Raw genomic sequence first — 12,342 nt, 5'->3', positions numbered from 1 at the left:
TTTCAAAATATTGATAAATGTACGCCATGGGTTGTATGAATCATACAATCGAATATCGCCATAACGTTAGACCTGTTCAATGAACAAAAAATAGCGTTAAAATGCGGTGTTCTTGTATTTCTACAAACAACTCCTCAATTTTAAATAATTCAAGGAAAGCACAACCCTATGTCACGTCTTGCCACCCGTTTTGAAAAGCTGCAGTCCCAACAACGTAAAGCGCTTGTATCTTATGTCATGGCGGGTGATCCACAGCCACAAGTAACGGTGCCGTTACTTCATAAAATGGTTGCAGCAGGAGTAGACGTCATTGAGCTTGGTTTACCATTTTCAGACCCGATGGCTGATGGTCCGGTAATTGCACTTGCTGCTGAACGCGCACTTGCGGCTGGGACGAACACCTTAGATGCGCTGAACATGGTAAAAGAGTTTCGTGAGCAGGATCAGGAAACACCTGTAGTTTTAATGGGTTATCTTAATCCTGTTGAAGTGATTGGTTACGAGAAGTTTGTTTCTTATGCGAAACAATGTGGTGTAGATGGCTTATTACTTGTGGACTTACCACCGGAAGAGTCAAAAGAATTTGGTGCAATCTTGAAACAACATGATATGGACCAGATTTTCTTACTTGCACCAACTTCAACTGATCAACGTATTCAACACGTAGCGAATCAGGCAAGCGGGTTTATCTACTATGTTTCACTCAAAGGTGTAACAGGTGCAGCGACTTTGGATACTTCTGAAGCGGCTGCACGTATTGAAAAAATCAAAGGTATGACTAACGTTCCAGTTGGCGTTGGTTTCGGAATTAGTGATGCTGCTTCAGCGAAAGCGATGGGTAGTGTTGCAGATGCCGTGATTGTAGGTAGTGCTTTCGTTAAATCTTTTGCAACGTTGGCAGCTGATGAAGCTGTTGAACAGACGGTGAATAAAGTCAAGGAGCTTCGAGCAGCGCTCGATGAGTTAGTATGAATCAAGAAGTGAAATCAGGGAAAGTTCTTAGCCCTTCGACGCCATGGACACAGCGTCCAGTTCCAGGTATTGAAGTTGCAGATGAGCAACAGACTCTCAAAGCAACATTTACTGAGCCAACTATTGAGTGCCCTGAATGTCATGCTTTAGTGACACGTACAGCAATATCTTTTAATGCGTATGTATGTCCACAGTGTGACGAACACTTACGAATGAAAGCTCGCGATCGCTTAAACTGGTTCTTCGACAATGTTGTGGCTGAATTAGGTCAAGAGTTTAGCGCGAAAGACCCATTAAAGTTTGTTGATAGCAAACCGTATCCAGATCGTATGCGTGAAGCGCAAACTAAAACTGGTGAAACGGAAGCTTTAATTGCCATGCAAGGTAACTTAAATGGCGTAGATATGATTGCATGTGCTTTTGAGTTTGACTTTATGGGCGGCTCAATGGGTACTGTAGTAGGTGACCGTTTTGTTAAGGCAGCTGAACTTGCAATTGAAAAACGTCAGCCATTAATCTGCTTTGCAGCTTCTGGTGGTGCACGTATGCAAGAAGGTATGTTGTCACTTATGCAAATGGCACGTACTTCTGCTGCAATTCAAAAATTAAAAGATGCAGGCTTACCTTATATCGTGGTGTTAACACATCCGGTATATGGCGGTGTAACAGCTTCTTTAGCAATGTTGGGTGATATCCATATTGCAGAACCTAAAGCAATGATTGGCTTTGCCGGTAAGCGTGTGATTGAACAAACTGTACGTGAAACACTAGAAGAGCCGTTCCAACGTGCAGAATATCTGCTTGATCATGGTGTGGTCGATCAGATTGTTCATCGTCATGCTTTACGTGATACTGTATCTCGTCTTGTATCAAAATTGATGAACTTACCTTGAAACAACAAGCTCCACTTTCAACAGACTCTTTAGATACATGGCTCAATTATTGGAGCCATGTTCACGTTACAGGGATCGATCTTGGTCTGGAACGTGTTATTCCCGTAGCAGAAAAATTAGGCGTGACTAAACCCAATGCCAAAGTTTTTACTGTTGCTGGAACAAACGGGAAAGGTTCAACCACAACAACGCTTGCGTCTATATTAAAAGCACAAGGGTACAAAGTTGGGTTGTATCAATCACCGCATATCTATCGTTTTAACGAGCGAGTCAAATTAGGTGGAGTTGAAGTTGATGACCAAAGCCTGATTGATGCTTTTGTACAAGTTGATCAGGCTCGTCGTGAGTGTGATTTAAGCCTATCTTTTTTTGAAGCAACCACTTTGGCTGCTTTTGTTATTTTTAAACAGCAACAATGCGATGTATGGGTTCTTGAAGTCGGTTTAGGTGGGCGTCTTGATGTTGTCAACGTAATTGACCCTAATATCGCCGTGATTACCAATATTGGCCTCGACCATACAGATTGGTTAGGCGATACCATCGAAAAAATTGCTTTTGAAAAAGCAGGTATTATCCGACCTCATATTCCTGTTATTTTTGCAGGTGAGCAATCTTTGCCTCAAGCGATTCAAGATAAGGCAAATAGCTCACAAGCCACGCTATACGCGATTAATAGAGATTATTTTTATAAACTCGCCGATGATGGAAAACATTGGTATTTTGCAAGTGAAGGAACCACTTTAAGGTTGCCGCTTGGTACACTTGCAATCGAGAATATTGCAGGAGCAGTTGCGGCCGTATTAAATAGCGGACTTGAAATCTCGCAACTAGCGCTAGAGGAGGGCATTACAAATGCCCGCTTGGCTGGACGCTTCGAAGTGCGCGAAGTTAATGGAAAAACCATTATTTTTGATGCCGGACACAATCCTCATGGTGTTGAATTTTTGTTAAAGCAATTGCGAAATTTCTTAGAATACAATAAACAGTACACAGAAGTTGTCGCAGTATTTTCAATGCTGGCAGATAAAGATATAAAATCAGTAGTCGATTTGTTGAAACCTACTGTTTTACATTGGAAAATTGCTGAGTTGAATGTGCCGCGTGCTGCACCGATTCAGCAATTGAATGACGCCCTGCAAGGCCAGACAATACAACAATTTGGCAATATCAAAGAGGCTTTTAAATCAGCGCTTGAGCAAACAAATAACAATCAGCTGATTTTAGCCTGTGGTTCGTTTCATACTTTAGAAGCGATTTGGGAGTATTTGGAAGAATGTCAATGAATAACAAACAACGCTGGATGGGTGGCGTTGTTTTATTAGGTGGTGGTGTTTTATTGGCAGCATTACTTCTAAAAGGAAATGAAGAAATAAAACAGGTAGATGTTCAACCCCAAACTTCAACATCACCGAAATTACAAGCTAAACCAAAGCAATCAGCACAAGAAGGACAGATGGTACAGCTACAGCCACTTGCAGTTGATGTTGAAACAGAAAAACGTCTTCTTGAAGAACAGCGCCGTTCTCGTGAAAAAGCTGTAGCAGAACAAGAGGCTCGTGCTGCCGAATTCTTGGCTATGCAACAACAGGCAGAAGCGGATGCAGCTCGTAAAGCTGCTGCTGAATATGCCGCGATTAATGCTCGCCGAGCTGCTGCACAAGAAAGTTCCGATAATATTCCTCCTGAAGTCGCGGGTAGTGAGAATAAGGCAAAAGGACAGCAAACTGATACAAAAAAGTCAGTAGATCCGGCTAAAGCGGATGCAGATAAAAAAGCTGCTGAAGCGAAACGCTTAGCTGAGGCGGATAAGAAAGCGGCTGAGGCAAAACGTCAGGCAGAAGCAGACAAGAAAGCAGCAGAGGCTAAACGCCAAGCAGAAGCAGATAAGAAAGCAGCTGAGGCAAAACGTCAGGCAGAAGCGGATAAGAAAGCAGCAGAGGCGAAGCGCCAAGCAGAAGCGGACAAAAAGGCTGCTGAAGCGAAACGTCAAGCAGAAGCAGACAAGAAAGCAGCTGAAGCGAAACGTAAGGCAGAGGCCGAGAAAAAAGCTGAAGCAGAGAAAGCACGTGAGTTGCTTGAAAATGGTGATAAAAAATGGATGGTACAGGTTGCATTGGCTGCTAACCAAGCAAATGCAGATGCTGTAGTCTCTAAATTACGTGCAAAAGGCTATAAGGTTACGACGAGCCCAACCAGTAAAGGTATCCGTATTATGGTTGGTCCTGCAAAAGATAGAGATACGGCAGATACTACACGTAAGAAAATTACTTCTGACGCCAGTTTAAATATGAAGTCAGCTTGGGTGATTGACTGGGTGCCTTTAGATCAGCGTAAGTCAGATTAAATTTTATTCTGAAATCTAATTAAGATGGATTCGACAGTTGCTGTTGAATCCATTTTACATTTTCAGGGGTAAATAAACGGTCAATATTCTTCCAAATAATATGATAACCATAACCCCCTTGTTTCATTTCTTTCACTGCATCATCAATTGCCCAGTTTTCAAAAATAATTCGATACATGGCGACGCTCGCCCCTGTACGGTCTGAACCATGATAGCAATGTAGTAAAACACGTTGATTATTTTGCTTGGCAAGCTGGATTTGCTGCATAACTTGTAATAAATCTTGTCGATCAATTGCCCATGTATTAATCGGAATATGGACAAGATTAAAGTTTTCATTTTTAAAGACTAAATCATCTGATGCTTTGGCTCTTAAGTTAATAATAGTCCCAATTTGATGGTGTTTTAATTCGGGAATCATTGCTGCATCGGGCTGTTCACTCCGGAAAACATCATTGCTAATTTGATAAAAATTATGAGTTTGAGAAACTAAGGTTCCCCAATCGTGAGGTCTGTGCTCATGGGCAATACTTTCGTGTTGCATACACCCTTGAAGGCTTAAACAGACCGCAAATGCAATGAGCGAAAATTTTTTCATGTTTGGTACCGCCGAAGCTCATGGGGGTCATGTGCACAAATGATCTCAATCGTTGGCTCATGTTGAGCCAGATGCTGTAATTTTTTTAGGTTAATAAGACGCTTTTCATTGTCTTCTGCAAATGTCTTTTCTAGAAGGCTAAGAGATCTTAATTTATTTGCTGGATTTAGCTCTAGGTGTGAGTAGTAAGCATCTCCACAAAATAATAACCATTGATTTTGTTGTTTTATCGCAATACCACAATGTCCAGCAGAATGGCCCAATAATGGCACCATTAAAATTTCATCTTGAAATAGGGGGAAACCTTTTACTTTTTCAAGGTTAAACCATTTTTCACCTTGTTGATACTCAACAAAGTTCCAGTACCGATGTTGTTTATATTGATTAGTTCTATAACGAAGCTTGCCTTTAAAATTAGGCAGTTGTGCAGCATTGTATTCAGTGGCTAGCACATGGACAGTGGCGTGGGGGAAGTCTGAAATTCCGCCTGCATGGTCAAAGTCGAGGTGAGACACAAAAATGTGCTGTACATCTTTAGGATGGAAACCCAGTTTCTGAATTTGTTGGATAGCACTGAACTCAAGATTCGGTTCAATTTTCCCCAACCGTTTGACTAAAGAACCAAGGCGCTGTTGCATGTGTAGATAATCTTGTAGGCCAAATCCGGTATCAATCAGTACAAGGCCTCGATCAGTTTCTACCAAAAGACAATGACAAACAATTTCAGCTTTCCAGCCTTTCTGCCCAAATAAAGGTGCACATACAGGGCACATACTGCCGCATTTTAAATGATGAATTTTATGGATCATGATTTTTGTTTTTTGCACAAACTCTTGGGAAGTTATAACTGATCTCAACAGTAAAAACCATGTGTATTCATTAATGTAAAAAAAAGCCATCGGGTGAGATGGCTTTTGAGATGGAAATATTTGCCTACGCGCTTTGCTTGTCTTGTAGTCAACTTTTCAGATGCTTGCCTACGCACTGCGTTTGTCTTGCGCTTCGATTAAAGCCTTGTTAAAGGCTTTAATCTTGCTCAGGCTGTGGTGTAAGGCGCAAATAAGGTTTCACCGCAGTGTAGCCTTTAGGGAAGCGTTGTTTAATTTCCTCTTCATCTTTTAAAGAAGGGACAATGACCACATCTTCACCTTGTTGCCAGTTCGCTGGTGTAGCCACTTTATGCTTATCGGTTAATTGTAATGAGTCAACAACACGTAAGATTTCATTAAAATTACGACCAGTCGAAGCAGGGTAGGTGATGATTAGACGAACTTTTTTATTTGGGTCAATAATCACTAAAGAACGAACAGTAAGGGTTTCACTGGCATTCGGATGAATAAAACCGTATAGCTCAGATACTTTGCGGTCTTTGTCAGCAATAATTGGAAAATTGACTGTTGTATTTTGAGTTTCATTAATGTCATTAATCCAGCCTTTGTGGGACTCAACATCATCTACAGATAAGGCAATTGCTTTAACATTACGTTTTTCAAATTCATCTTTTAGTTTTGCTGTATAACCCAATTCAGTTGTACATACTGGCGTATAGTCGGCCGGGTGTGAAAATAAAATACCCCAACTATCACCTAGAAAATCATAAAAATTAATAGTGCCTTCGCTTGATTCTTGTTGAAAATCAGGGGCTGTGTCGCCTAATCGTAATGTCATGATAAATCCTCGATTGCTTAAAATTTGTTATATGTTGAAATGACTATGCCGCAATTTATTTATTATTAAAATTATTGTTTTTATATTTTATTATGAACTTTTTATATAAGTGTAAATATATATGACCAAAACATATGAATTTATGGGCTGAATCAATGTAACTTTAAGATAAATTTGCTAAATTAGATTTCTCGGAAGTTGTGCTCAATAGATGAGCATTAATGTCGAGTTTTTAGGTGTCAGATGCTTTAAAGGGGCTTAGAAAATGGGTAAAACCATTTGTCTAATGATCAGTTTTTTTTTATGGGTTTTGTGCAAACCCCTTGTACTTCAAATTTCTGACACCATAATAAACGACTGAGAAAAAATTTATTCATTTGACCAAGCAAGATTTAGAGAGTTTATCCATGTTGGCAAGTCTGATCGGAGGTATCTTCGGTACAAAAAATGAGCGTGAACTCAAACGCATGCGCAAAATTGTTGAGCAAATCAATGCGCTCGAGCCGACGATATCAGCTTTAAGCGATGCAGACTTATCTGCAAAAACTCCAGAATTCAAACAACGTTATAACAATGGCGAAAGTTTAGATAAGTTACTCCCTGAGGCGTTTGCAGTTTGTCGTGAGGCAGCAAAACGTGTAATGGGCATGCGCCACTACGATGTCCAGTTAATTGGTGGTATTACCTTACATGAAGGCAAAATTGCCGAAATGCGTACCGGTGAAGGTAAAACCCTTATGGGTACTTTAGCGTGTTACTTAAATGCATTAAGTGGTGAAGGCGTTCATGTCATTACTGTAAACGATTACTTGGCACAACGTGATGCTGAGTTAAACCGTCCTTTATTTGAATTTTTAGGTCTAAGCATTGGTACAATTTACTCAATGCAAGAACCAGCAGAAAAAGCAGCTGCCTATCTTGCTGATATTACCTATGGTACCAATAACGAATTTGGTTTTGACTACTTGCGTGACAACATGGTGTTTTCTTTAGCAGAAAAGAAACAACGTGGTTTGCACTATGCCATTATCGATGAAGTCGACTCAATCTTGATTGATGAGGCGCGTACACCATTAATTATTTCTGGTCAAAGTGAAGATTCTTCACACCTTTATACTGCAATCAATACGATTCCACCAAAATTACGCCCGCAAAAAGAAGAAAAAGTTGCCGATGGCGGACATTTCTGGATTGATGAAAAGCAGCGTTCAGTTGAAATGACTGAAATTGGTTATGAAACTGTAGAACAAGAACTTATTCAAATGGGTTTGTTAGCGGAAGGCGAAAGCTTATATTCAGCTACAAATCTAAACCTCGTTCACCATGTTTCTGCGGCTATTCGTGCGCACTTCCTATTCCAACGCGACGTTCACTATATTATTCATGACGGTGAAGTCATTATTGTTGATGAGCATACTGGCCGTACCATGCCGGGCCGTCGTTGGTCAGAAGGCTTACACCAAGCAGTTGAAGCGAAAGAAGGTTTGGCTATTCAACCTGAAAACCAGACTTTAGCAACAACTACTTTCCAGAACTATTTCCGTCTTTATAAAAAGCTTTCAGGTATGACAGGTACTGCCGATACTGAAGCTGCGGAAATGAAAGAAATTTATGGTCTGGACGTCGTTATTATTCCGACACACCGACCTATGATTCGTAATGACCAGAACGATTTAATCTACTTAAACCGTAATGGTAAATATAACGCGATTATTCAAGAAATTATGAATATTCGTCAGCAGGGTGTTGCCCCGATTCTTATTGGTACGGCAACGATTGAAGCCAGTGAAATTCTATCATCTAAATTGAAGCAAGCTGGTATTCATCATGAAGTTTTGAACGCAAAACAACATGAGCGTGAAGCAGACATTATTGCTCAGGCAGGTAGCCCGAATGCAGTAACAATCGCAACAAACATGGCCGGTCGTGGTACAGATATTATCCTAGGGGGTAACTGGAAAGCGAAACTTGCCAAACTTGAAAATCCTACCCCTGAAGATGAAGCGCGTCTAAAAGCGCAATGGGAACAGGACCATGAAGATGTATTGCAAGCAGGTGGCTTGCACATTATTGGTTCTGAACGCCATGAATCACGCCGTATTGACAACCAGTTACGTGGTCGTGCGGGCCGTCAGGGTGACCCTGGCGTTTCTCGTTTCTATTTATCTCTTGAAGATGACCTCATGCGTATTTTCGCAGGCGACCGTGTTGTTGCCATGATGCGTGCAATGGGGCTTAAAGAAGATGAAGCGATTGAACACAAAATGGTAAGCCGTTCTATCGAAAATGCGCAGCGTAAAGTTGAAGCACGTAACTTCGATATTCGTAAAAACTTACTTAAATATGATGATGTGAATAATGAACAACGTAAGATCATTTATTCACAACGCGACGAAATCTTAGCTGAAAATACTTTACAAGAATACGTTGAAGAAATGCATCGTGAAGTAATGCAGGCGATGATTGCTAACTTTATTCCACCAGAGTCAATCCATGACCAATGGGATGTGGAAGGTTTAGAAAATGCTTTACGTATTGATTTGGGTATTGAGCTACCAGTTCAAGAATGGCTAGAACAAGATCGACGTCTTGATGAAGAAGGCTTGGTTGAACGCATCAGTGATGAAGTAATTACGCGTTATCGTCAGCGCCGTGCACAAATGGGTGATGAATCGGCAGCAATGCTTGAGCGTCATTTCGTTTTAAATTCTCTTGATCGCCATTGGAAAGATCATTTGGCTGCAATGGATTATTTACGTCAAGGTATCCACTTACGTGGCTATGCGCAAAAAAATCCTGAGCAGGAATATAAGAAAGAAGCATTTAACTTGTTCGTGAACATGCTGGGTGTAATTAAAACTGATGTTGTAACTGATCTGTCTCGCGTACATATCCCAACACCAGAAGAGCTTGCAGAAATGGAAGCTCAACAGCAGCAACAAGCAGAAGCAATGAAGCTTTCTTTTGAACATGATGATGTGGATGGATTAACAGGTGAAGTGACCGCTTCTCAAGAAGCACTTAATGATTCGGCTACTGAACAACAAACGTTCCCTGTACCTGAAAGTCGTAATGCTCCATGTCCATGTGGTTCTGGTTTGAAATATAAACAGTGTCACGGCAAAATTTAATTTGTGTTATAAAAAAAGCAGAACGATTGTTCTGCTTTTTTTTCGTTTGTAGTAAGCCTGTGAATAATGTTTGCAGTTTTAAGCATTAAATGCTATTTACTTCTCATCCAGAGTGTATGTTGGAAAGACAATGAAAAAAGTATTACAACCTTTATTTTTAACTGTTCTTGCTGTGCCAAGTTTTGTTTTCGCAGCAGAAACAGCTTCAGCCCCTCAAACCACAACGGTTGATAAAGTACTTGCGGCAAAAGGCCCAACTTCGGCTCAGGCTGTAGTGAAACAAGAAAATACGACGGTGATTAGCCCTCGTACAGGTATTCGTTACACATTGGGTAATACGGGTAATCGCCCAATCATTTTACAAACTGCTGCGATCGCTCCAGCAAACTCTGCAAATATTAACCGTATTGTTGCAAGTAACCCAGCTCTATCTCCAAAGAGCCAAGAAAAAGCAAAAGTTGCATTAATTGGTGAAGCTGCTGTTGCTGGTGCGGCAGCAGTTGCAGCGAATAATGTAACTGCCCCAGCTGTACCAAACAGTGTTACACCTGCAAATCCTGCATCATTGAACTAAGTTCTATATATAAAAAAGCCGGTCAATTTTGAACCGGCTTTTTTATATCAGGGTGTTTGAAAATATTTAAATCTGATTATTTACATCTACATTTTTTGTTTCGCGTATTAATAAAAACGCGATTAATGATAAAAGTGATGCTGCTGTAAGATAATAACCAACTGCATATAAACCATATGTTTCAGCAAGTTTAGTTGCAATAAGCGGTGCAAAAGAAGCACCAAAAATACCAGCCAAGTTAAACGTTAAAGCTGAACCCGTATAACGTACTGAGGTTGGGAAAATTTCTGAAAGGACAGTACCAATTGGACCATAGGTCAAGCCCATAATTGATAAGCCAGTACACAAGAACAAAAATACAATGAGTGTGTTTCCAGACTCTAACATACTAGAGAAAAACAGTCCGAAAATTGCAGCAGCAATACATACACCAATAGAAGTAGCTTTACGGCCAAATTTTTCTGCAAAAATGGCAGAAAGAGGGATAAAGGCTGCAAAGCAAAGGGTTGCAAACAGTTGAAGTTCTAAGAACTCACCACGCGCATAGCCTAGTTTGGTTGTTCCCCAGTTAAGTGCGAATACTGTAGTTAAATAAAACACAACGAAGGTACAGATTGCTGCAATTGTACCGAGAATAAGTTTGCCCGTGTGTTTTGTCACCACTTCTTTAAATGGAATATTAACTTCTTTTTGCTTATCTAAAACCTTCTGGAAAGCAGGGGTCTCATGAAGTTTTAAACGAATGTATAAGCCAACAATAACCAAGACAGCACTTGCAATAAAAGGAATACGCCAGCCCCATTGCATGAATGCTTGCTCAGGAATAGCAGCACTTAGAAGTAAAAAAGAACCAGTTGCTAAAATAAAACCGATAGGTGCGCCAAGTTGAGGGAACATGCCATACCATGCACGTTTGCCTTCAGGCGCATTTTCTGTAGCAAGTAAAACAGCACCACTCCATTCACCACCTAAGCCTAAGCCTTGTCCTAAACGACATAAGGCGAGCAATAAAGGCGCGACAATTCCAATCTGAGCATAGGTTGGTAATAAGCCAATACATACGGTTGAGATACCCATAGTGAGCAATGCTGCCACCAATGTTGCTTTACGACCTATACGATCTCCTAAATGCCCAAATAGTGCTGCACCGATAGGACGGGCAATAAAGGCGATCGCAAAAGTTGCAAGTGATTGTAAGACTGCGGCACTACCACTACTGGCAGGGAAAAATAGGTGTGGAAAAATGATAACGGCAGCAGTTGCATAGATATAAAAGTCGAAGAACTCAATGGTTGTACCGACTAAACTTGCAAACAAAACCCGTGTTTTCGAATTGGTGGCTACTACAGGAGCAGCAGTCGCAGAGGTTGACTCCATATAAGTCCTTATATCAGTTAAAATTTATTTTTAATTTACTATTCTCTTTAAAGGCATATTTTTCTTAAAAGAATAGCGTGAAAGAACATCATCCATGACTCTTTCAGGATCACTGAATATGAGTGAAAAATGGACTAAACAACGTACCAATAGATAGCAAGAAAGTGTGCACCTGCACCTAAAAGCACAAAAATATGCCATATCGCATGGGTATATCTTACCTTTTTTAACGCGTAAAACAATGCTCCAACGGTGTAAGCTAAACCTCCAGTAATCAATAACATCAAAGTATCTTTGCTTAAATAGGTTCGCATATCATCCATTACAAAAACGGCAAGCCAACCCATAAGAACATAAGCAAGTAGCGAAATTTTCTGAAAACGGTGAATAAAAACTAACTTGAAAAGTGTACCAATTGCAGCAATGCTCCAGAGCGCAATAAGTAAAATATGAGCTTTTTGTGTAGGTATAGCAATACTTAAGAACGGGGTATATGTTCCAGCAATTAAATAATAAATAGCCGTGTGATCGAGTTTTTTATACCAGTAACGTAAATTTTGTGTTTGTGCAAAATGATAGAGAGTCGAACTAGTAAACACGAGAATTAAGCTAAAAGCATATACCCATAAACCTATCCACTGGGCAGTGGAAAGATAAGATCCTTTTATAATTAAAAAGACAGAGGCAATTACTGCCATAACCACACCAGCGCCATGGCTGTAGGCATTAAAAAGTTCTTCTTTTGGGTCGTAGGTTTCTAACACCGATTTACTCATAAGTTTATT

11 protein-coding genes are annotated in these 12,342 nt (G+C 40.4%); 6 read left to right on the top strand and 5 right to left on the bottom strand.

The window, feature by feature from the left end; genetic code table 11:
* Window positions 1-168 precede the first annotated feature (168 nt).
* From trpA to EGS71_RS09625, 4 genes are read left to right on the top strand one after another with little or no spacing between them, the layout of a single operon-like run.
* Window positions 169-972: a tryptophan synthase subunit alpha gene (gene trpA, locus EGS71_RS09640; protein ID WP_000088559.1), complete on the top strand. Its 804-nt coding sequence runs from the start codon at window positions 169-171 to the stop codon at window positions 970-972.
* Window positions 969-1,865 carry an acetyl-CoA carboxylase, carboxyltransferase subunit beta gene (gene accD, locus EGS71_RS09635; RefSeq protein ID WP_001071168.1) on the top strand — a complete coding sequence of 299 codons (897 nt, stop codon included), beginning with the start codon at window positions 969-971 and terminating at the stop codon, window positions 1,863-1,865. Before trpA ends, accD begins: the two co-directional genes overlap by 4 nt.
* Window positions 1,862-3,148, top strand: coding sequence for a bifunctional tetrahydrofolate synthase/dihydrofolate synthase (gene folC / locus EGS71_RS09630; RefSeq protein ID WP_000813097.1), 1,287 nt, complete (start codon window positions 1,862-1,864; stop codon window positions 3,146-3,148). Before accD ends, folC begins: the two co-directional genes overlap by 4 nt.
* Window positions 3,139-4,209, top strand: coding sequence for an SPOR domain-containing protein (locus tag EGS71_RS09625; RefSeq protein ID WP_002010595.1), 1,071 nt, complete (start codon window positions 3,139-3,141; stop codon window positions 4,207-4,209). Before folC ends, EGS71_RS09625 begins: the two co-directional genes overlap by 10 nt.
* A gap of 19 nt (window positions 4,210-4,228) precedes the next feature.
* Here the strand turns inward: EGS71_RS09625 and EGS71_RS09620 are convergent, their stop codons facing one another.
* The 3 genes from EGS71_RS09620 to EGS71_RS09610 form a co-directional block, all read right to left on the bottom strand.
* The gene (locus EGS71_RS09620) at window positions 4,229-4,807 is read right to left on the bottom strand and encodes a dual specificity protein phosphatase family protein (protein ID WP_000714607.1); all 579 of its coding nucleotides are present in this window, start codon (window positions 4,805-4,807) and stop codon (window positions 4,229-4,231) included.
* Entirely contained in the window at window positions 4,804-5,616 is an 813-nt protein-coding gene (locus EGS71_RS09615; RefSeq protein WP_023060604.1) for an MBL fold metallo-hydrolase, read from the bottom strand. Before EGS71_RS09615 ends, EGS71_RS09620 begins: the two co-directional genes overlap by 4 nt.
* Before the next feature lie 217 nt (window positions 5,617-5,833).
* Complete coding sequence (locus EGS71_RS09610) at window positions 5,834-6,475, bottom strand: peroxiredoxin (RefSeq protein ID WP_000175333.1); 642 nt, start codon at window positions 6,473-6,475, stop codon at window positions 5,834-5,836.
* A gap of 407 nt (window positions 6,476-6,882) precedes the next feature.
* On the opposite strand from EGS71_RS09610, the gene secA reads away from it, so the two are divergent.
* Window positions 6,883-9,606 (top strand): preprotein translocase subunit SecA, encoded by a 2,724-nt coding sequence (gene secA / locus EGS71_RS09605; RefSeq protein WP_000881345.1) that lies wholly within the window; start codon window positions 6,883-6,885, stop codon window positions 9,604-9,606.
* A 130-nt stretch (window positions 9,607-9,736) separates the two neighbouring features.
* Window positions 9,737-10,180: a hypothetical protein gene (locus EGS71_RS09600; RefSeq protein ID WP_000757175.1), complete on the top strand. Its 444-nt coding sequence runs from the start codon at window positions 9,737-9,739 to the stop codon at window positions 10,178-10,180.
* Between the two features lie 66 nt (window positions 10,181-10,246).
* On the opposite strand, the gene EGS71_RS09595 is transcribed toward EGS71_RS09600, so the two are convergent.
* On the bottom strand, window positions 10,247-11,557 hold the full coding sequence (locus EGS71_RS09595) for an MFS transporter (RefSeq protein ID WP_000446412.1): 1,311 nt from the start codon (window positions 11,555-11,557) through the stop codon (window positions 10,247-10,249).
* A 134-nt stretch (window positions 11,558-11,691) separates the two neighbouring features.
* Window positions 11,692-12,333, bottom strand: a complete 642-nt coding sequence (trhA, locus tag EGS71_RS09590) for a PAQR family membrane homeostasis protein TrhA (RefSeq protein WP_001984806.1) — start codon at window positions 12,331-12,333, stop codon at window positions 11,692-11,694.
* Window positions 12,334-12,342 lie beyond the last annotated feature (9 nt).

The sequence above is a fragment of the Acinetobacter sp. FDAARGOS_559 genome, assembly GCF_003940475.1.
GTDB classification, from domain to species: Bacteria; Pseudomonadota; Gammaproteobacteria; order Pseudomonadales; family Moraxellaceae; genus Acinetobacter; species Acinetobacter baumannii.
Note: the sequence above shows the minus strand (reverse complement) of the source record. Positions and strands in the feature narration are given on the sequence as shown.